This window comes from Coraliomargarita algicola (assembly GCF_033878955.1).
GTDB classification, from domain to species: Bacteria; Verrucomicrobiota; Verrucomicrobiia; order Opitutales; family Coraliomargaritaceae; genus Thalassobacterium; species Thalassobacterium algicola.
In genome coordinates, this window is record NZ_CP138858.1 from 251888 (window position 1) to 272783 (window position 20896).

General features: G+C 52.1%; 15 protein-coding genes. 14 read left to right on the top strand and 1 reads right to left on the bottom strand.

The annotated features are described in order from the left end of the window. The first annotated feature begins 418 nt into the window (after positions 1 to 418). From SH580_RS00910 to SH580_RS00965, 12 genes are all read left to right on the top strand, one after another. Positions 419 to 1921, top strand: coding sequence for an alkaline phosphatase D family protein (locus SH580_RS00910; RefSeq protein WP_319833123.1), 1503 nt, complete (start codon positions 419 to 421; stop codon positions 1919 to 1921). Between the two features lie 24 nt (positions 1922 to 1945). Further along, positions 1946 to 3436, top strand: coding sequence for a sulfatase family protein (locus SH580_RS00915; protein WP_319833124.1), 1491 nt, complete (start codon positions 1946 to 1948; stop codon positions 3434 to 3436). Between the two features lie 14 nt (positions 3437 to 3450). Beyond that, complete coding sequence (locus tag SH580_RS00920) at positions 3451 to 4977, top strand: hypothetical protein (protein ID WP_319833125.1); 1527 nt, start codon at positions 3451 to 3453, stop codon at positions 4975 to 4977. Positions 4978 to 4988: 11 nt separating this feature from the next. Continuing rightward, positions 4989 to 6626 (top strand): hypothetical protein, encoded by a 1638-nt coding sequence (locus SH580_RS00925; RefSeq protein WP_319833126.1) that lies wholly within the window; start codon positions 4989 to 4991, stop codon positions 6624 to 6626. 355 nt (positions 6627 to 6981) lie between these two features. Then, a complete protein-coding gene (locus SH580_RS00930; protein ID WP_319833127.1) occupies positions 6982 to 8505 on the top strand; it encodes a sialate O-acetylesterase in 1524 nt (507 codons plus the stop codon). 18 nt (positions 8506 to 8523) lie between these two features. After that, the gene (dctP, locus tag SH580_RS00935) at positions 8524 to 8907 is read left to right on the top strand and encodes a TRAP transporter substrate-binding protein DctP (RefSeq protein ID WP_319833128.1); all 384 of its coding nucleotides are present in this window, start codon (positions 8524 to 8526) and stop codon (positions 8905 to 8907) included. Beyond that, positions 8888 to 9217, top strand: coding sequence for a TRAP transporter substrate-binding protein DctP (dctP, locus tag SH580_RS00940; protein ID WP_319833129.1), 330 nt, complete (start codon positions 8888 to 8890; stop codon positions 9215 to 9217). Before dctP (SH580_RS00935) ends, dctP (SH580_RS00940) begins: the two co-directional genes overlap by 20 nt. Before the next feature lie 3 nt (positions 9218 to 9220). Beyond that, entirely contained in the window at positions 9221 to 9721 is a 501-nt protein-coding gene (locus tag SH580_RS00945; protein WP_319833130.1) for a TRAP transporter small permease, read from the top strand. Beyond that, positions 9718 to 11019 carry a TRAP transporter large permease gene (locus tag SH580_RS00950; RefSeq protein WP_319833131.1) on the top strand — a complete coding sequence of 434 codons (1302 nt, stop codon included), beginning with the start codon at positions 9718 to 9720 and terminating at the stop codon, positions 11017 to 11019. The genes SH580_RS00945 and SH580_RS00950 overlap by 4 nt, the downstream gene beginning before the upstream one ends. Positions 11020 to 11398: 379 nt before the next feature. Further along, positions 11399 to 12691: a Gfo/Idh/MocA family protein gene (locus SH580_RS00955; protein ID WP_319833132.1), complete on the top strand. Its 1293-nt coding sequence runs from the start codon at positions 11399 to 11401 to the stop codon at positions 12689 to 12691. A 13-nt stretch (positions 12692 to 12704) separates the two neighbouring features. Next, the gene (locus SH580_RS00960) at positions 12705 to 13373 is read left to right on the top strand and encodes a 3-keto-disaccharide hydrolase (RefSeq protein WP_319833133.1); all 669 of its coding nucleotides are present in this window, start codon (positions 12705 to 12707) and stop codon (positions 13371 to 13373) included. A gap of 197 nt (positions 13374 to 13570) precedes the next feature. Then, a complete protein-coding gene (locus SH580_RS00965; protein WP_319833134.1) occupies positions 13571 to 15475 on the top strand; it encodes a glycoside hydrolase family 97 protein in 1905 nt (634 codons plus the stop codon). An 8-nt stretch (positions 15476 to 15483) separates the two neighbouring features. On the opposite strand, the gene SH580_RS00970 is transcribed toward SH580_RS00965, so the two are convergent. After that, entirely contained in the window at positions 15484 to 18162 is a 2679-nt protein-coding gene (locus tag SH580_RS00970; protein WP_319833135.1) for a malectin domain-containing carbohydrate-binding protein, read from the bottom strand. A 597-nt stretch (positions 18163 to 18759) separates the two neighbouring features. Between SH580_RS00970 and SH580_RS00975 the strand changes: the two genes are divergently transcribed. Both SH580_RS00975 and SH580_RS00980 read left to right on the top strand, forming a co-directional pair. Continuing rightward, positions 18760 to 19335, top strand: a complete 576-nt coding sequence (locus SH580_RS00975) for a hypothetical protein (protein ID WP_319833136.1) — start codon at positions 18760 to 18762, stop codon at positions 19333 to 19335. A 329-nt stretch (positions 19336 to 19664) separates the two neighbouring features. Next, on the top strand, positions 19665 to 20855 hold the full coding sequence (locus tag SH580_RS00980) for a glycoside hydrolase family 43 protein (protein WP_345786241.1): 1191 nt from the start codon (positions 19665 to 19667) through the stop codon (positions 20853 to 20855). The last annotated feature ends 41 nt before the right edge of the window (positions 20856 to 20896 follow it).

Here is a 20896-nt window from a genome sequence, read left to right on the forward strand (position 1 = left end):
AAAAAATCCACCCAGTGGGGCGACTTGGCTAAATAACCGATAGCCAAAAACGCATCTTCCAGCACAATGCAGCTTTGCCCCGCGGAAAGTATGTGTTTTCTTCACAAGCTTAGTATTCACAACAGCTGCCTTGTCCTTGCAGGGGGCGGGGAGCAATTAAATATGCGAGTTAAGCAAGCGTTCGGAGTCCCGCCTTTAGGCGGTCGCGTATGGATAGCGTCTCTGACGCAGCCACCTAAAGGCGGGACTCCGAACATTAGAATAGTAAAAATTTTACCCTGTAGAAAAAATCCACCCAGTGGGGCGACTAGGTTAAATAACCGATAGCCAAAAACGCATCTTCCAATACAATGCACCTTTGCCCCGCGGAATGTATGTGTTTTCGCACAATTTAAAAGATCTGCCCAGAAATCATTTAATGAGAAAAATTCTCCTCTCAAGCTTAGTTTTCACAACAGCTGTCCTGTCCTTGCAGGGGACGGTGCGTTCAGATTCGCCCAACGCGCAGGTCCCTAAAGGGAGTTCGAAGACCGGCTTGGACTCGGCGCTGTTTAATTTTAACTTGATCGTGCCTCAACCGGAATCGGTCAATGAGATGTATTCCGCGGCTTGGGAGGTGATGTCCTCAAAACAGGATGCCACCTTCGTCGATTTGATGCAGGACGAGGTCTTCCAGCAGCATGTTGAAGCCAACGGTCTGGAGGTCTTGGGAGGGCCGATGCTGGGCAGCGTGACGGCGGATGGTGCGAAGGTCTGGCTTCGCACCCTGAAACCATCCCGAGTGGAGGTGCAGGTGGATGTCGGAGATCAGACAAAAGTTTACGGGCCCGTGCAGAGCACGGTGGAGTCAGACCTGACGGCCATTGTTCCGGTCGACGGCTTGCAGGCAGGCACGCGATATCCGTATCGGGTGCTGGTCGATGGTCAGGTGATTTCGATTCCGAAGCATGCGGCGATTGTCACGGCCCCGGAGGATAAGTCTACGGGGGAGGTCCGCATCGCCTTTGGGAGTTGTTTGCACCGATGGGGATTTGGAAACCAGATACATCTGGATTTAATTCGCAGTCGCAATCCGTCGGCGATGTTGCTTCTGGGTGATATCGCCGTTCAGGACCGTGAAAATCATCTCGGCTTACACCGTGCAGACTACTTTATGCGCGACCTATATCCAGCGTGGCAGGATTTTTCCGCAACGGTGCCCACCTACGCGACTTGGGATGATCATGACTATTTTGATAATGACAAAGCCGGGGTGTATGGTGCGTTCACGGTTGCCGACAAAGCGGCGGTCTGCGATGTCTTTCAGCAGGCTTGGAACAATCCATCCTATGGTTTCAATGACCAGCGACGCGGCGTTTTCCTACGCACACGCATCGGTCCTGCGGATGTGATCATGGTCGATAATCGTTACTTCAGGGAAAAGAAGAAGGGCGATGGGGCCTTTCTCGGTGATGAACAAATGGACTGGCTGGAAGCCCAACTGCTCGACTGTAAAGGACCATTCATCATTTTGTCCTGCGGTTCGATGTGGAGTGATTATGTCTCTGGTGGTAAAGATTCCTGGGGGAAGTTCGACCCCAAGGGGCGTGAGCGTATTTTTCAGCTGATCGAGAAGCACCAGATCCCTGGCGTGATTCTCATCTCGGGCGATCGCCATGGGGCGCGCGGGTTCACGATTCCACGTCCGTCCGGTTATGAATTCTACGAGTTTGAAGCGGCCAGTTTGGGTGGTCGTTGTGGTCCTCCGACCCAGCACTCCAGTTGGAAAACGCAGCTCTACGGGATTTGCGATCAGTATGCCTTTGGCGAGCTTTCGATCGATGCCAACCTCGCCGACCCTGAAATTACTTTTCGACTGGTTGAGGAAAGCGGCGACATCATTTATCAAACCACACTGACACGCAGTCAATTGACTCCGTAACGACTAAGAGAACAGGGAAATATTATGTTAAAAAGAGGAATTATATCGACGATTTCAGGCGGCTTGCTGGCAGCGCTGCTTTCTGGGGTTGCCGTTGCCGAAGTTAAGTCGCCGGCGATGAGTCGACCTAACATTGTCTTTGTTTTGTGCGATGATTTGGGTTATGGGGATGTGCAGTGCTTGAATCCCGAGCAGGGAAAAATCAAAACTCCGTGGGTCGATAAGCTGGCGAGTGAGGGCATGATCTTTACCGACGTGCATTCGGGCTCTTCGGTTTGCACACCGACGCGCTACGGCTTGATGACGGGGCGCTACAGCTGGCGCACGAAATTGCAGCGTGGTGTCGTGCAGGGCTTTAAGCCAAATCTGATCGCCGAAGACCGCCCGACGGTGGCGAGTTTTTTGAAAGCGCAGGGCTACCACACCGGGATTGTCGGCAAGTGGCATCTAAACTTTGATTACCTCGACCCTGAGACGGGCGTGGCGCTCAAGAAAAAGAATAAGAGCTCACTTGCACCAGTTGGTTCAACGATTCCAGATGGACCAGTGAATCGCGGCTTTGATTATTACCACGGCTTCCATCATGCCGGTGATATGCGGGGCGTGATCGAAAATAATAAGGTGATCGCGCACGATGATGTGATCAATATGTTGCCGCGCCTGACACGTAAGGCGGTAGAATATATTGACGCACGTGCGGCCGAAAAGGATGTGCCGTTCTTTCTCTATGTTCCGCTCGGTTCGCCACACACTCCGATTGTGCCGACAGAAGAGTGGCAGGGCAAAAGCGGCTTGGGTGACTACGGAGATTTTGTCATGCAGACCGATGCCAGCGTGGGGGCTATTCTGGAGGCACTGGACCGCAATGGTCTGAGTGATAACACGCTGGTTATTTTCAGCAGCGACAACGGCTGCTCGAAAGCGGCCAACATTCCTGCCCTTGCCAAGCAGGGGCATATTGTGAGCGCGGGGATGCGTGGCTCCAAAGCGGACCTTTGGGACGGCGGGCATCGTGTTCCGTTTATTGTCCGCTGGCCTGGGAAAGTCGCCGCGGGATCGAGCAGTGATCAGTTGATTTGCTTGACCGACTTCTTTGCCACTTTGTCCGAATTGACTGGAAAGCCACTGCCATCTGGGAGTGCTGAAGACAGCGTCAGCTTTTTGCCCGCGCTTTCAGGCAAGCCGATTGTTTCGACACGCAATGGGGTGATCCATCATTCTTATACTGGGCATTTTGCCTACCGTATGGGTAAGTGGAAGCTCCTGCTCGCCAAGGGCTCGGGCGGTTGGACCAGTCCTACGGAAAAGCAAATGCCGAAAGGGAGCCTGCCGGCGCAGTTGTATGATATGGAAGCGGATCCGGCTGAGACCACCAATCTATATACGACGCATCCTGAAGTGGCGGCCCAATTACTCGCTCAACTCGAGGCCGATGTCGCGCGCGGGCGTAGCACGGAGGGACCCGCCTCTCAGAACGATGTGAAACAGATCAATCTTTGGAAAAGCGGACAATAACACGCTTAAATTAAATGAACACACACACACTCATATTACCCCTGTTGGCATTCACCGCCTCACTCGTTAGCGCGAATGAGTCTTGGACTATTGATTCCCAATCCGAATGGGAGCAAGCGATCGGCTCACATAGTCAACTGGAACTGAAAGACGGCATGGCGGCCCCCACCGGAAAAGTGGCGAGCTTCCAAACTAAGCTGAAACGCTTCAGTGAAAAGCGATCGGCCGACTCGATCACGCTGGCGCAATCGTCGGTTTGGTTGAACTGGGAGCCAGTTAAAAATATAGGCACTAACAGCATGCAGGACGCGCCCGTGTTTCTGAGCTTAGGGCCGGACAATTATTGGATGTTTGCCCGCTACAGTCAGGGGCAGCCCGCCAAGAAAGGGAAGCAAGCTGCAGCATTGCCAGCGTTTACTCCGGCGGCCGTCACGCTGGAAGGCTTCGACATCCCGCTGCTCAGCACGCGCTATCCCAATGAATTTACGGCTCCGGGTGGTTTGAAGGAAAACCTCGGCGGCTATCATGCATGGCAGAGCCGCGACATGGAAAACTGGGTGCATCACGGGCCGATCACCGAGAAATTCTCGAAGTGGATGACCACGGCGGAGTTCGTCGACGGCAAAGCCTATTTCTATTACGATTTCCCCAATGATCAGGACCCGCATCTTTATATCGACGAAGATCTGACCGATGGCGTGCCTGGTCAAAACATGGGCATGGCTTTTAAAGATCCCTCGCATGGATCCGACTGCGCCTTCATCCGCGATTTGGACGGCAACTTTCATATCATTTATGAAGACTGGACGCCGATTAATGCGCGCACCCACGCCTGGGATTCCCCGCTGGCCGGACATGCCGTGAGCGCGGATGGGCTGAAGGACTTCCAGATTCTGGCGCCTGCTGTGGATCACCGCACAACAGCCACTGGAGAGATCGGCACTTACAATCATCCGCACTGGAAGGCAGAAGATCCTAAGAATTATCCCACCAGTATTGCGGAATATGAGATCCACGCGCCGGAGCAAAACGCCTATGGCGATTGGGCTTCGATTTGCATAGGTGGACAGTATTACCTCTTCAGCGACTTCGATCCTGCAGGGCATAGTGGGAGTGCTTCGATGAGTGTCGCGATGTTTACCTCCTCGAGCTTGGACCAGCCCTTCACTTTTTTCGGCAACATCGGTAAGGGCCACCCGGACCCCGATGTGTGCTTTGCGGAAGGCCGCTTTTATTTGGCGACCCAGCAGAACTCGGATTTCAGCAGCCCCGGTCCATGGGTGGAAAGTGTCGAGCTGCGCGTCGGCGTCGACACCGACAACGATGCCGAAGTGGACCAGTGGACCGATTGGCAAGTCGTGAAAGAAAGCTACGACTACACACCGGGTTTCGCGAAGCAGATCCAGAAAACAGCAGCGGCCATGGACCTCTCTGCTTTGCCCGCGGGCTACGGTTTTCAGTTTGAAGTCAAAATGACGGATACGACTGCCAACGATTCCAAGCCTATCTTAGATAAGGCCGTGTTGTCCTTTTCCAAGTAATTGCAACGAGTATGAATATTTTAAGACACAGTAAATGGATTGCACTTGGGCTGAGCTTCTTGGGCGCCGTAAGCGCTTCCGGTGAAGAGCGTCTCATTCTCGACATGGTGCATCATAACCCCGGCGATACTCCGTATGAGAGTGCTTACAACGATCCGTCGGTGATCAAAGAGATGGGCTACAATGGTAAGGTATATTTCCTCTTTGAGTCGCCCGCGCTGGCGATCAATTGGGAATCCGTGGACGCCGATATTCTGCCGAAAGGCTCAAAGGAGCGAGAATGGGTCGATGCCAAAGCTGCGGATATCCGTGCGATGCAAGCCGCCAGTAAAGCGCAGGATATCGATGTCTATGCCATGTCGGACTTGATCCTTTTCCCGAAACGTTTGATCGAGAAATTCGGGATCGAAAAAACATTCGGCGACCCGAAGCATCCCTTGACCGAAAAATTGCTACGCGCGCAAATCAATGAAATGTTCGAGCAGTTTCCGGACTTTGATGGTTTGGTGGTGCGTATCGGTGAGACCTATTTGAATGATGCGCCTTATCACAAGGGGCATATTAATGATAAATCAAATCCGGAAAAGACCATCATTCCGCTGATGCAAATACTGCGTGAGGAGATCTGCGTGAAGCGTGACAAGCAGCTGATCTTTCGCACCTGGCGTGCCTTTGATGACAATGCACAACGCTATCAAACGGTGAGCGATGCCGTGGAGCCGCATCCGAATCTCGTGATCAGTATCAAGCACAATGAAGGCGATTTCTTCCGCACCAAGCCATTTAGCCGCTGCATCGGTATGGGGCGTCATTCGCAGATCATTGAAGTGCAGTGCGCGCGTGAATACGAAGGCAAGGGCGCGTATCCGAACTACGTGGCTCACGGTGTGATCGAAGGCTTCCCTGAACATGCAGACATGCCGGAGGGAGCGATCCACAGCTTGCGCAGCTTTTATGAGAAGACCCCCGAATTGTTTGCCGGCGTGTGGACCTGGACACGTGGTGGTGGCTGGGATGGTCCGTATATCAAGAACGAGATGTGGCCCGATTTGAATGCCTGGGTGATGGCGCAGTGGGCGGCCGATCCTGCGCAGAGCGAGGCGTCGATTTTCAATCGCTACGCTAGCGAACGTTTACAGCTCAGTGGTGAGGATGTCGCCAGGTTCCGTAAGCTGTGCCTGCGCTCAGCGGATGCAGTGAAGCTCGGTCGCTATGCCGATCGCGGTGAATTGTCCTATGTCTGGACACGGGATCAGGGCATCGGTTGGCCGAAGACGGTTAAGAATCCTGCGAAGCAGAAGCTCAGTTTGCAAGGTAAGGACCAGTCGATCGCCATGTGGCAAGCGATCGTCGAGCTCGCTGAAAGCATTCAATGGGCCGACGCCGCGACACGGGAGCACGCGATCGGATCTGCCTATTACGGGCTGCGATTGTATGAAATCTACCGCAGCGTTCTTTACTTGGCCGACGCAGAAGCGAATCACGATACGACCGGTATTCAAAAATGGATTCAAGCGTATGACCAAGCATGGAAAACCTATTCACAGCTGCCCCAACAGTATCCTTCCATCGCAAGCTTGTATACCAAGGAATATGGGAAAACGGTGCGCGATCAGGCAGACAAGCACGTGAATCGCTTGCGCAAGTAGTGCGGCGTCTTGTCACTCCGTATCCTCGGTTCTTTGAACCGGGGGTTGCCGAGCAGACCGAGCGTCTCGCCCAATCTCGACGCGTCCCAAAACCGAGTTTTGAGTTTACAAGTCACCCTGTAGCCTCGGTTCTCTGAACCGGGGTTGCCGAGCAGCCGAGCGTCTCGCCCAATTCCGATGCGGCCCAAAACCGAATTTTGAGCTTACGAGTCACCCTGTAGCCTCGGTTCTCTGAACCGGGGTTGTCGAGTGGGGCGAACGGAGCACCCGCGCATCGCCGTCCCCATGTATACGCGTGATGGGCATTTTGGCATTGGTAGCTATAATCGCTCTCTTATAATACCGCATAAATATCATGAAATTCCTCTACAGAATCGTGCTGCTCGCCGGCCTTCTCCTGAATGGTTCTCTCCAAGCGTCGCTTGAACTGGGCTCCTTATTTACCGATCACATGGTGCTTCAGCGCGAGATGCCAATCCCCGTCTGGGGGTTGGCGGATCCGCAGGCGACGATCGAAGTCAGCTTTGGCGAGCAGATTCAGACCATCACCGCTGATGCAGAGGGCCAATGGATGCTCCATCTTGAGCCAGAGGCGGCGAGCTACGATCCGCGAACGATGACGGTGCGGGCACTGGCCTCCCAGAATGCGCCGATCGAACTGTCGGACGTCTTGGTGGGCGAAGTCTGGATTTGTTCGGGCCAGTCGAATATGCAGTTCGGTGTCAACGCCGTGCCGGAACTGAAGGCATTGACCGCGCAGTCGAAGCACATTCGCAGTTTTGAGGTGAAGCGCACTGTGGCTTTCACCGAGCAGGCGACTTGCGAGGGCGAATGGCTTGACAGCTACCCCAGCAGTGCGGTGGCCTTTGGCTTTGCATACTTTCTACAGGCACAGGCCGATGTACCGGTGGGGATCATTTTGACCGCTTGGGGGAGTTCCTCTCTGGAGGCGTGGATGCCGCGCGATATGGTCGAGACGGTGCCTCATTTTAAAACGCTCATGGAGGAGTTCGACGCAGATACCGCCACGCGTCGGAAAATCCAGTCGATTCTCGACGGTCCTCAGCCCTGGTCGAAGTCGGACGACGTTTTCCTACGGAGGCAGACGAATGTATTGTATAATGCCATGATGGCACCACTGGCGCCCTACGCTGCGCGGGGCTTGGTTTGGTATCAGGGCGAACGCAATACCCAGTCGATGTATGGTATGGTCGAGGCACCTTGGTTTGCGCGGAACTCTGGCATGCTCAAGTATGGCGATACGCTCAAAAAGTGGATGCTGCGCTACCGTCAGGAGTGGGGGCGGGATGATTTTCAATTTCTAGTGGTGATGCTGCCCGGCTATTATAATCCGCCCGAGACGAGCCCCCAAGGAGATGCTGAGAGTCCAATCACGCACTCTTGGGCATGGATACGTGAGTCCCAACTGAAAGCGCTTGAATTGCCGCATGTGGCCGTCGCCAATACCATCGACCTCGGATCTGAGAAGAACGTTCACCCGCGGGACAAGTTACCAGTGGCAGAGCGTCTGGCCCTGCTGGCCGCACGCGATATCCATGGTTTGGAGGTCGAGGCGGAAGGCCCTGTCATGCAACGCGTGGAGGCGGCCGGGGATTCGCTGGTCGTGCGTTTTGAACATGCCGCAGGACTGAAGACGACAGATGGCAAAGCGCCCAGTGCGTTTTGGATCGCCGACGAATCGGCTCACTGGGTGTCCGCCACCGCAGAGCTTCGGGGCGAGACCGTGGTGCTTCGTTCCACAGAGCTGAAGCGCCCGCTCTACGTGCGATATGCCTTTGCCGGGAAACCGGGCGTCAACCTCGTCAATGCCGCTGGCTTGCCCGCGTATCCCTTCCGGACGGACCGTTTCCAACCCTGATACTTATAGTCCCGTAAAATGAACCAGAACAAATCCTATCTTTCCCTGGGTGTATTCATTGGAGTGATACTCGCTTCATTGGCTTTTGCCTTTTTTAGCCCTAGTGGTGGAGGCACGACTATCGGGCGCGAGCTGAAGGTGTCGCACAATTCGCCCACGACACACCCGGTGCATGCCGGGTTGGAGCACATGGCGAAGCGGCTGGCAGAGCTGTCGGGTGGGCAGTTGCGGCTGCAGGTATTTCCCAATGGTCAGTTGGGCAGTGAGACGCAGACGATGGAGCAGTTGCAAGCAGGCACGCTCGACATTGCCAAGGGTAGTTCAGCGCCGATTAGTAACTTCGTCTCTGTCTGCAAGATCTTCAGTTTGCCCTATCTGTTTCGTGACCTCGCGTCACTTTGAGGTCTGTAAGGAATTTGCTTTCGACCATCATGCCCGCGTGCCGGACATAGTGCTGATCAGTTTGAAGACCTGGGCGAGCCTGAGCGAGCAAGAGCAGGCATGGCTGCTGCAAGCAGCCGGTGAGGCCAGCGAATTCCAGCGCGCAGCCTGGGCCGTGGGGGACAAAGAGGCGCTGGCCTTGATGGAAGCGCAGGGCGTGAATGTGACCTATCCGGACATTGAACCATTTATGGCAGCCACACAGTCCGTGCGTGATAAATATGCAACCGGGCAATTGAGTGAGCTCGTGCGCCGAATTAGTGAGGAGTGAGCCATGCTGAAACGGATCAATCAACAGGCCTCGCGCCTTCTTAATTTTTTACTGATCATCATCTTCATCGTGCTGGTGGTCGATGTGCTCTGGGGAGTCGCTTCGCGCTACCTGCTGGGGCATCAGGCCCGCTGGTCGGAGGAGTTGGCTCGGCTGTTGATGGTCTGGCTGGCCTTGTTAGGCGCTGCCTTAGCCAGCCGTGAGGGACAGCATCTCGGGCTGGATGTGGTGGTGCGCCAATGGACGGCCGACGTGCAACGCTGGGCTGGGGTAGTCGTGCAACTTTTCGTTTTGGTCTTCGCAGTGATCATCATGGCATGGGGCGGGGGACAGTTGGTGGCTGCACGCTTCGAGTCGGGACAGCTCTTGCCCGCGCTCGATATTTCCCGCGCTTGGTTTTACCTGGCCCTACCTGTCAGTGGGCTGTTGGTGTCCTGTTTCAGTTTGGAGCGTTTATTGGATGCCTTGCGATCAGCTCCGGAAGCACAGGAGGACGCATCATGACACAGGAACTCGCTATTTTGATGGCACTCTTCATGGCCTTGCTTTGCTTGCGAGTGCCGATCGCCTTTGTGCTGGGCATGGTCACTGTGGTGACTGCAGTGGCCTTGGATTACGACAACATCCCTTTATCCGTGGCCAGTGATTTAAGTAATGGAATCGACAGTTTTGCGCTCCTAGCGATTCCCTTTTTCATCCTCGCCGGCGAGTTGATGGGCAGTGGGGGACTGGCTCGTCGTTTGATCGACCTGGCCACCGCAGTGGTGGGGCGTTTGCCCGGCGGCTTGGCGGCAGTCAATACCATGACCTGCATGCTCTTTGGGGCCATCAGTGGCTCCTCCGTGGCGGCTGTGTCCAGTATCGGGGGCACCTTGATCCCTGAGATGAACCGCAAGGGCTACGACCGTGATTTCAATATTGCGATCACCGCCAGTGCGGCAACGACCGGACTCTTGATTCCTCCGAGTAACATCATGATCGTGTATGCATTGGTCGCGGGGAATGTATCTGTGGCCGCGCTTTTCATGGCGGGGATCGTTCCCGGAATTGTGGTGGGGCTGGGGATTATGGCCGTGGCACTGGTGCTCTGCCTCAAGCGGGGCTATGGCAAAGCAGTGGCTGGAGTCGCAGTGAGCTATCCACCGCTGATGGCTTCCTTATTGGGTGCAGTGCCCAGCTTACTCTTGGTCATCATCGTGTTGGGCGGCATCCTCGAGGGCATCTTCACTGCGACTGAAGCCTCGGCCATCGCCGTATTGTGGGCCTTGATACTCGGCGTTGTCTGCTACCGGGAAATCGCCTGGAGCGACCTGCCTGAGATTATTTTGAAAGCCGCACGCACGACCGCAGTGGTGCTCTTTCTGGTGGCCTGTAGTTATGCCATGAGTCGCTTACTGACTCAAGAGCAGGTGCCGCAGCAGGTCAGCGCGGGCTTACTTAGCCTGTCGGAAAACCCGATCGTTATTTTGCTGATGATGAATCTGATCCTGCTGATGGTGGGTGTGTTTATGGACATGACGCCCGCCGTGCTGATCTTTACGCCGATCTTTCTACCAATCGCGACTGCGTTGGGTTTGGATCCGGTGCACTTTGGAATCATCCTGATCGCGAACCTTTGCATCGGCCTTTTGACGCCACCTGTCGGCACCTGTCTCTTCGTCGGCGCCGGCGTTGGCAAGAGCGATATCATGAGTGTTTCAAGGGCCATGTTGCCCTTCTATGCGGTGATGGTGATCGCGCTGCTGGTGATTACCTACTGGGCGCCGCTCTCGATGTTTCTGCCACGCCTGATTGGTGTCTAGCTCAGCCTTCGAGGGCAGGCGAAGTTTGAGCGTGTGGGAGTGATCGGATCTTTGATCTTTATATTTTGGCGTGTATTCATGCCGCCAAGGTAGGGCTTCTAGTCCGCTCTGTCGCCTGCGAGCAGGGGGAGGGGCCCCCATTCCATCTGTCTGTCCCCCCTTAATGAGGGACAGACGAATCGTCGTATTATTAGTAATGTCACGACGTCTACTCGGCCTACTGAATGAGCAACAATGAACCCCGCCATACCACAGCCAAAGCTATCACGCGAATGACGGATGGCGACCTTAGCATTTTAGAGTAGAATATCACTCCACAGACGATCGTTCATCTCATCACCCCAACTCGGCCAGCACTGGACAACGAATCACAACCATTATGACACCACGCAAATCCATCCCCCGACGTTCATTCTTAAGACAATCCGCAGTCGCTGCGGGCGCAATCCTAGGCGCCCCGATGGTGCTCCGATCCGAGACTCTCGGAAACTCGCAGAAAGCCGCCGCCAATTCTCGCATGGGTATCGGCTTCATCGGAACAGGCCTGATCGCACAAGGGCACCTTGCGACCTTCGCTGGTATGCGTGAGCTGCAAGCCATTGCGGTCTGCGACCTCTGGCAACAGAAAATGAAAGATGCCAAAAAGCTTCTGGCCGGTAAAGGTGCCACATCCGTGACCAGCACCCCCGACTATGAGGAACTCTTGCAAAACCCCGATGTCGATCTCGTCTGTATTGCCACGCCCGACCACTGGCATGCCGCAGTGGCAATCGCAGCAATGAAAGCAGGTAAAGATGTCTATGTGGAGAAACCGATGACACTGACGATTGAGGAGGGCAAAGCCGTGCTTGCTGCCGAGCAGAAATATGGCCGCATTTTACAAGTCGGTTCACAACAACGCTCATCCGCTCATTTCCGTATCGCTGCGAATCTGGTTCGCAACGGATTCATCGGCGAGGTTAAAGAGGTCTATTGTAGACTAGGAGAGATGCCACTGCCTCCAGAGCAGGAGCCAGTGATCCCTGTTCCAGAAGGCTTTGACTATGATCGCTGGCTTGGACCGACTCCCTACTATGGGTATTCTGAAAATCGCTCAAAATCGAAATACGGCGGAGGCTGGCGCTGCTATTGGGACTACGGGAACCGCAAGTTCGGCGACTGGGGCGCACACCACTACGACATCGTGCAATGGGCACTCGGCCGTGACGACACAGGGCCTGTCGAATTCATCCCACTAGGTTACGAAGGTGCCACACATCACCATTACCGCTACGCGGACGGCATCACTGTCTGGCGCGACAAGGAGCCCGACCATGGCCACATGATTCGCTTTATTGGCAGCGAAGGTGAAGTCCATGTCAGCCGAGGTAAACTCGATACCATTCCAGTCGACTTGAAGCGTCATCGTTTCACCGACGACGATATTCAAGTCTACGAGTCAAAGAATCACCGCCAGAATTTTATCGACTCGGTCAAGTCCCGGGAACCAACGATTTGCCCCGCATCCGTCGGTCACCGAACCGGCACCATTTGCCAACTCGGAGCGATCGCAGAGCGCCTAGCCCGTCCCTTGCTATGGGATCCTGCCGCCCAACAAATCATCGGCGACACCAAAGCAGCCTCGATGCAAGATCGCCCGCGCCGCGCGGGCTACGAACTACCAACAGTTTAAAGCCAAGCATAATATGAGAAATACAAAATACTGGATGAGTTTACTGGTGGCATGCCTATTGACTGGCAGCGTATCATTCGCAGGCGAATGGATTGACCTTTTTAATGGTAAAGACCTCACACATTGGGAGAATCCATATGACTGGGGAAAGGCTGAAATCGTGGACGGAGAAATTCACCTCACCACGGAGAAATCAAAGTGGTTCCTCGCCACGAAAAAGGAATATTCTGATTTCATTTTCGAAGCGGAAGTGAAAATGCCAGAGGGCCCATCCAATTCAGGTTTCCTGTTCCGCAGTCACAAATCAAAGAACAAAATGTTCGGCTATCAGGCGGAAGTAGACCCCTCCAGTAGAAACTGGTCAGGCGGCCTGTACGATGAAGGACGCCGCAAATGGTTCATCTCACCGAACCGGGATCATGCCGCATCCAAGGAGGAACAGTTACAGTCTATCGCTGAATTTACCAAACGCGTGGGCACCAGTTTCAAACGTGATGATTGGAATAAATACCGTATTGAATGCCGCGGTGATCATATTAAGATCTCCGTCAATGGCGTCACCACAACAGATATCCATGATCAAGTAGATTCAAAGGGATACATCGCCCTTCAGCACCATGGCGAAGACGGGCAAATCTACCGATTCCGCAATATCAGAATTATGGATCTGGCCGACGAGTAACGGTAGACACCGCATGACAGTTCTTGGGCAGTTACCACTGGTGGTTCATTGGCAATTTCTAATGCACCGCAAAAACTCCAAGTGCCTATCGGTCATGTGTCCGATAGGCAGAGTCTGCTATTTATGGTATGATGTTTTCTTTTTAACAGTCAGCTCACCATTCGAAAACTGAATCCAGTGAGCCAGCATCAATTCATATGAAGAAATTACTTATACCCTGTCTGCTACTGTGTAGCTCATCTCTACTCTCAGCCATTGAGTTGAAAAGCCCCAATGGGGAACTCGTGATCAATGTAGAAGTCGAGGATAGCCAGTTGCTATACTCAGTGACTCACAGCAAAGGGGAGCTGTTACTCAACTCCCGAATGGGCGTCATCGTTGCTGATCGGGATTTGGGAAGTGGAGTTAGACTGGGCAAAGAAAGCACCTATACGGTAAACGAGTCCTACCCGTGGCGCGGTAACAAGTCTCTGGTCGAGAACCACTGTAACGGGAAGCTCGTAGAGGCAAAAAGCCAGGAGCGGGACTGGGTTCTAGAGCTACGTGCTTACAATGAAGGGATTGCATTTCGCTACCTTTTGAATCTGGATAAGCCCACTCGAATCAAAGGCGATTCACCCACTTGGCAGTTACCCAATAATACGACTGCATGGTATCAAACCAACACAAGAAACTACGAAGGCATCTATACCAATCATCGTATCGATCAGATTCCGCTTACGATGAAAGCCAGGGGTGATAAAATAGTGGATGCGACTCTTGGCGGGCCAATTACATTGGTTTACCCCAACGGCATGTATGGCGCTTTGACCGAGGCCAATGTCATGGGCTATAGCGGGATGACATTTAAGCCGACGCAAACGTATACGCTCGAGAGTGTCTTTGAAGACAACCGTGGTGGCTGGATGATGAATGGAGCGGTGAAAACGCCATGGCGCTTGCTGATGGTGGCGGAGGACCTGAATGAACTGGTCAATAATGATCTCGTTCACAATGTCTGCCCAGCTCCGGATCCTGAGTTATTTCCCAAAGGGATTGAGACAGACTGGATAAAGCCGGGGCGTTCGCTTTGGCAATGGTGGGCTTATGATGATCCCGGGACACACTGGAGCACTCAGAAGAAATTTGTGGATCAGGCGGTAGCGTTGAATTGCCAGTATTATCTCGTGGATGAAGGCTGGGAACACTCCCGTCAGGAGTGGTTCGAGCCCGGTGAAAGCCCTTGGGTGAAAATGAAAGAACTGTGTGATTACGCCGCCGAACGTAACATAGGCATTTGGGCATGGCGTTCATACTATGCCTCGGAGGATCGGCAGTTTAATGGTTTGGATACGGAAGCGAAGCGAGAGGAATTTTTCAAAAAGTGCGCTGAAGTGGGGATTAAGGGTGTGAAACTGGACTTTATTAACCGTGAAAGCCAAGACCTTCTGAATTTTTATGAAGACTGCCTGCGTATCGGAGCAAAATACAAAATCATGGTTAACTTCCATGGTGCCAATAAACCGGCAGGCGAAGCGCGCACCTGGCCCAATGAAATGACACGTGAGGCAATTTACGGGCTAGAACAAGCTAAGTGGAGAGCTATTCCGTTTAGCCACTATACGACACTTCCGTTCACTCGTATGTTGGCAGGACATGGCGACTTTACGCCGACTACCTTTCAGGAAAAGTATCAGAGAGGCACCTCCTCGGCCTTGCAGTTAGCGAGCGCCGTGCTTTATACCTCACCCATCCTGTGTTGGGCCGATAAGCCGGAGGAATATCTTCAAAGCTCAGCACTGGATTACATCAAAAGCGTGCCTGCCGTTTGGGATGAAACCCGCGTGCTCAAGGGAAGTACGATTGGCGGAATCGCCGCATTTGCCCGTCGCGCAGGTGACACATGGTATGTGGTTGTTCTCAATGGAACGGACGCGGAGAGTGATTATGTTTTAGATCTTTCGTTTTTGTCGGAAGGTCGCTGGGTTGGCAGCTTGGTCGAGGACGATATGTCCGACAAAGTTAAAATGAAGCACTCAAAGAAGATGCTCCAATCTAGTGACACAATTAATGTTACGATGCATTCAGGCGGCGGTTGCTTGCTTCGCTTGCAAGCAAAGTAATGCCGTTGTTATTCCAACTCGACTGTAACTTTGTAAAAGCCCGAGGGCTCTTCTGTGTGTTCCGTGTCAATAAACACGCCATCAGTAATATTGCTCCCGATCAGCGTGAATCCATCAAGCAAGTTGCTCGACCAATAAACCTTGTAAACGCGCCCGTGGACCGCATTCCATTCAATCGTAGTGCTGCCTCCTGCCGTGAAGTGAGATACGCCAAAGGTGTCGAAGACCTTGGGATTGGTGCCAGCGATATATTCTTCGAAGTTGTTTAAGTGATCACTATCCGGATTAGCGGTCTCTGTCGCGATGGTACCCGAGAGCCCATATCCTACAATCCAGCTTGCAAAACCCTCGTCGGCCGTTTCAGCGAACCGGAAAGCAGACAGTTTTGGATTTTCTACAGAGGCAGCAGTTTCGATAGAGAGAGTCCCGTCAGAAACCATCACATTTGGAACCACCACATCATAGGCAACATCATGACCTGCCTCAGCATAAATATCTAAATCAACCAAAACGGGCGTCCCCTCAATGAGAATATTAAACTGTCGTTTTCCAGGCTGCGTGTAATAAATTTCAGCAAACTGCAAGACCACATTATAGTTCCCATTGGCTACCGGAACTTGGTATGCGAAATCCCCATATCGCTCAGTTTGGTACAGAGGATCATCCAGTGTGTCGGCAATTGCATCCGTGGTCGTGTAGGCACTCCCACCAATAAAGCTGCGGTCGAGCGCATATTCTACGCCATTGGCATCTGTGTACGCATCGCCGCCACAATTTATTGCCGATATTTTATGCCATTCAACTTTAGCTTCTCCAGTTCCAGAGTTAAGCCAGACAGAAGCATGTTCGAACTGGCGGGTCCATTCATTTCCATTTTGGCCCGCAGCACCAAGCGGCGCACCTAAAGGATATTGAAATTCGGGAAAGGGCGGAACGATTTTAAATAGATCAGTTCCTCCATAATCACCAATAGGCGTCTCTTGATAACAAAAATAAGAATAATCATTTGCCGATAAAAGAAATATCGCGAGCTTGAACTCGAAATACGCATACAACTCCGCTAACTCGTCCTGTTCGGTTATGTCCAAAGAAGCGTAAAACTCGGGCATTGCATTGGATGCTTTTGTACGCATTGCTTCTATCGTCAACGTTGGGGCAGGAGTTGGTTTCCCGGTGCCGAGATTAAAAAAGATCATTTTCCCGTCTTCACTCACCCGCTGAACTTGATCAATTCCTATGTTTAAAATATCTGTATAGCTATCATCAAAGCGCTCTGAATTTTCAATATAGCAGCAGTGTAAATAGTCCCTCACGTACTCATAGTTTCCATCCGGGAGAAACCAAGGATTTAAGTAGTTACCCGTGACAATCATCTCATCGGCAAATTCATCCCGAATTTTAGCTAACAAGGGCTTTAAATAATTCTCTGTATAATCGTTATCATAATACGTTCCGTCCCCAATTGCATTCCCCCAATAGTCATAGTTTCCGCTCTGTCCCGCTCGCATCGCTCCGTTGAGTGAATCGATGAAAATAGTATTACCCGGAAGATTTGGATTAATGGTGTCCCTCATATCGGCGACCCACCACTCATGTAAATTCATGCCGGCATAGAGCGTGTTTGTATTGGTTAAATTAAGAGTCGGATAGTCGTCGGTCACGATATTAGGGGATCCACCTGCTTCATGCATAAACCACTGCGGAACATTTAAAAATATTGAATCCTGGCCGTCATAATGTTTCGTCAAATTCTTATAAGCAAACCGGTATATCCGCTTCGGGTAAGGAATTGTAAATTGCTCTCTTGAACTTTGTGTAACCTTATTTTGACCATGAATATACGTACAGCTCTCAGCAATAATCTGCACAGCTTCTTCAGGGTAGGCACCATCGCCTATATAACGAATAAAGCATCCTCGTTGAACTTTATCCCATCGATATGGTTCGAGGTGAGCCACGTGCTGAGGTAAATAGTCCATAAAATCATATGCATATAGCGCGATGTTATCCAAGCCATAGGCAGGACCTCCAACTCCGCTTCCCATCGTAATGGTTACGGTTAGCACCGAGCCCGAGCCTGTGATTTTCGGAGTGTAGGTTTGAAACCGATCGGTGAGCGGATTGGCTACCTCTCCGTTTGCCGTTACTGTTGCGCTGCGTCCATTAAGCACTTCCCGTCCATCTTCCATGGTTTCCGTCCAGTCCTCAGCGGAAGAGCCAACAGAAAAAATAGTAGTCGGATCCGCCCCGTCGATGGAATACGTAACACTGATCAACGGTTCGTGAATATAACCCGAGCAAGCCCAGTCCATGGATAAGCTCAGATAGGTGCTCCCGCTAATGTCAAAGGTATAGGTGAGTGTGCGAGCAGCACTGACTCCGCCGCGATACATTGCAAAAAAATGATCCGTCTTGGTCGACTCCAGAAAGCCGTCCACATCTCCCGTGTTGAGCCCAATAAGACCACCCGCTGAAACACTGGTATCAATCACCGCTTGCTCTGCCACGGTCGCTCGACTCACCGAGTCCCAAACTAAAGCCCCACGATTTGTGGGATTAGAATTAACTTTACTCAAAAACGTTTCCGTTCCGTCAAAATCATCCCGGCCAATCAACGCCGCCTGTAAGCCTGCTGATAGCAACAACCACACACCCAATATGAATCCACTTACTTGTATGTATCTCATTAATATCCTTTATTTCTTGGATTCATCTGCATCTATGATGGGGGATGGCTTGTTGGCAAATTTGTCATCCGTCGCGAAAAGTTTCGATAACAGGAATATTTATTGCCGGGGTAGCCTGCACTATACCATAGTGAAAAATTTTGGTATATCGGACGTTTGTCCGAAGGATAGAACGCTCAAATTTCGCTGAATTATTGATCTTTAAAAGAGTCATTTTGAGTTTTCGTGTATATAAAGCTAGCCAATGGACCCACGTATCAGTGTATCCCAGCCTCATCGCACCTTATAGTTGTGGGACAGCATCACAGCTTCTGGCAGTCGCGTCGGAAAGAAATGCTGACAGAACCGTTCCAAGAGCAAAAGCATCCGCTCAATGGCAACCGTGTGGTTCACTTATAACTAAGTTCAATCGAGGCGATTCCTCTGCCACCCATCAAACATTGAAAAGCGAATAATTATATAAGATAGATCCCCTAAGATGAAAATTACCCCCCCCCGTCCTTTTTCTGCTGTGTTTGTCTACTAAGTCTCATCGGTTTATGCACTACCGCGACTGCACTAGACAACCCGACTCTTCCCATCATCCCTCAACCTGCGATGGTCGTGGTGAACGAGGGCGAGTGGATTCCGACCGTCGAGAGCATGGAGCTAAAAATCTACCCTCGCCTTGCTGCCTATGCCGAAGTCGGTTGGACGCTAAAGGGGAATATGGAATTTGGCTCATTTCAGGAGCGTATGCGGACGCAGTTAAAGCGTTGGGGTATTCAAAAGATCGGCTACGCTAAAGACCTAGTTAAGAAGTTGTCCGCTCAGGATTTTTTCAACCATGTGGAAATCGATCATTGGGATCCTCGCACTACGCCGTTCGATTGGGAAGAGGTCACATATTCCACCAACGGAAGGATCACTACTGGTGGCGAGTATGAGGTGGTGTTTCTCTATCAAGGAGGTGCTCATGCATTGGACATCAGCGAAGTCGCCTTGTTTGAGGATGATCGGCAAGTCGCTATCGACAGACACACTGGGTTTAGCGGCAAAACGCTTAAGGGCATCGAGTATAAACTCATCTTGCCCGAGATAAACCCGAATGCGATCTATACCCTACGTGCCCGTATCAAAGGAAGTGAGGGCACCAATTCTCATGGTGTCGTGAAAATTCGCGCTGGTGGGTGAAAGTAAGCCAGAGCTGAACTGTTATGACTGTGAACCGGGCATTGCGTGAGCAAAGCGTATGTGACAGATGTATACAATCCGTTAAACTCGAAGCTCGGAGCGAAGGAGACTATTTGTATCAAAAAATAAAACTTCATATTGCGGTGTTTACGAAACGCACTTGCCGAAACTACATACGCTCATGCAACAACCGGGCACCATGCGCGTGAGCTGATTCTTGAAAGCGGCTGACTGGTCTGAAATTTTTTCTTTGGATCAGTCAGCGGAAAAAGTTCAAAAAAAACGATTAAAAGATAAATATAATGAGTAAGATGACCCCTCAGTGTAAAATGACCTCCCATACCTTTTTAAGCGATGTGCCGTGTGCCTTTTTCTGTCTTTGGCTGTTCTGTCTGATCGGCTTATTCGCTCCAGCGACTGCTCAGCAGACTGTCATCAAGCCCGGACAAATGTGGCTGGATACGAAGGGGGAGCATATCAATGCGCATGGAGGCGGCATTCTGTTCCATGAACGCACTTACTACTGGTATGGAGAGCATAAGGTCGGAGGAGCTCCCGGGAACAAAGCTCAAGTCGGGGTGCACGTTTACTCATCAAAAGATCTTTATAACTGGACGGATGAAGGAATTGCACTGGAGGTTTCCAGTAATCCGGACAGCGATATCGCAAAAGGTTGTGTCCTTGAACGGCCGAAAGTGATCTTTAATGCGAAGACAAAGAAGTTTGTCATGTGGTTCCACCTAGAACTGAAAGGTCGTGGTTATTCGTCGGCACGAAGCGGAATCGCCGTGGCCGATAACGTGACTGGCCCGTTTACTTTTGTGCGCAGTATTCGGCCCAACGCCGGTCACTGGCCCCAAAACGTCACGCCGGAGGAGAAAGACCCCAAGTCTATTGCGAGAACTAAGGCGGAAAAGGAGAAATTCAGTGGTGGTCCGTCTGATAAGCACAAACAGTTTAACATCCTGGGTTCTCACATGGAGGGCGGACAAATGGCACGCGATATGACCTTATTTGTGGATGATGACGGCAAGGCTTACCACCTCTATTCCTCTGAACATAACTCAACTCTTCACATATCCCTGCTGACGGACGATTACCTCGACCATGCGGGCTCCTATGTTCGCGTCTTTCCGTTCCGTTGGATGGAAGCGCCTGCCATTTGTAAACATGAAGGGAGGTATTACCTGATAGCATCCGGCTGCACCGGCTGGAGTCCGAATGCAGCAAGGTCAGCCGTTGCCGACAACATCTTCGGCCCATGGGAAGAGCTGGAGAATCCGTGCATGGGGGTAAATCCACAGAACCAACTCGGCCCCGAAAAAACCTTTGGCGGGCAGAGCACCTTTATCCTGCCAGTCGAAGGTAAGCCCGGTGCCTTTATTGCCATGTTCGACATCTGGCGCCCCAAAGATCCCATCACTGGCACCTACGTCTGGTTGCCTATCCAGTTCGAGGGGGATCGTTTCAAGATCGAGTGGATGGATGAGTGGGATCTATCGGTATTTCTGCACAGGTAGGTCTCAAAGCGCGGCATCGGACATCTGGCCGATAGACAGAG

Excerpts from the sequence above, each read along its gene's own strand:
- SH580_RS00910 (WP_319833123.1), top strand. The coding sequence starts at position 419 with ATGAGAAAAATTCTCCTCTCAAGCTTAGTTTTCACAACAGCTGTCCTG.
- SH580_RS00915 (WP_319833124.1), top strand. The coding sequence starts at position 1,946 with ATGTTAAAAAGAGGAATTATATCGACGATTTCAGGCGGCTTGCTGGCA.
- SH580_RS00920 (WP_319833125.1), top strand. The coding sequence starts at position 3,451 with ATGAACACACACACACTCATATTACCCCTGTTGGCATTCACCGCCTCA.
- SH580_RS00925 (WP_319833126.1), top strand. The coding sequence starts at position 4,989 with ATGAATATTTTAAGACACAGTAAATGGATTGCACTTGGGCTGAGCTTC.
- SH580_RS00930 (WP_319833127.1), top strand. The coding sequence starts at position 6,982 with ATGAAATTCCTCTACAGAATCGTGCTGCTCGCCGGCCTTCTCCTGAAT.
- dctP (WP_319833128.1), top strand. The coding sequence starts at position 8,524 with ATGAACCAGAACAAATCCTATCTTTCCCTGGGTGTATTCATTGGAGTG.
- SH580_RS00945 (WP_319833130.1), top strand. The coding sequence starts at position 9,221 with ATGCTGAAACGGATCAATCAACAGGCCTCGCGCCTTCTTAATTTTTTA.
- SH580_RS00950 (WP_319833131.1), top strand. The coding sequence starts at position 9,718 with ATGACACAGGAACTCGCTATTTTGATGGCACTCTTCATGGCCTTGCTT.
- SH580_RS00955 (WP_319833132.1), top strand. The coding sequence starts at position 11,399 with ATGACACCACGCAAATCCATCCCCCGACGTTCATTCTTAAGACAATCC.
- SH580_RS00960 (WP_319833133.1), top strand. The coding sequence starts at position 12,705 with ATGAGAAATACAAAATACTGGATGAGTTTACTGGTGGCATGCCTATTG.
- SH580_RS00965 (WP_319833134.1), top strand. The coding sequence starts at position 13,571 with ATGAAGAAATTACTTATACCCTGTCTGCTACTGTGTAGCTCATCTCTA.
- SH580_RS00970 (WP_319833135.1), bottom strand. The coding sequence starts at position 18,162 with ATGAGATACATACAAGTAAGTGGATTCATATTGGGTGTGTGGTTGTTG.
- SH580_RS00975 (WP_319833136.1), top strand. The coding sequence starts at position 18,760 with ATGGTCGTGGTGAACGAGGGCGAGTGGATTCCGACCGTCGAGAGCATG.
- SH580_RS00980 (WP_345786241.1), top strand. The coding sequence starts at position 19,665 with ATGACCTCCCATACCTTTTTAAGCGATGTGCCGTGTGCCTTTTTCTGT.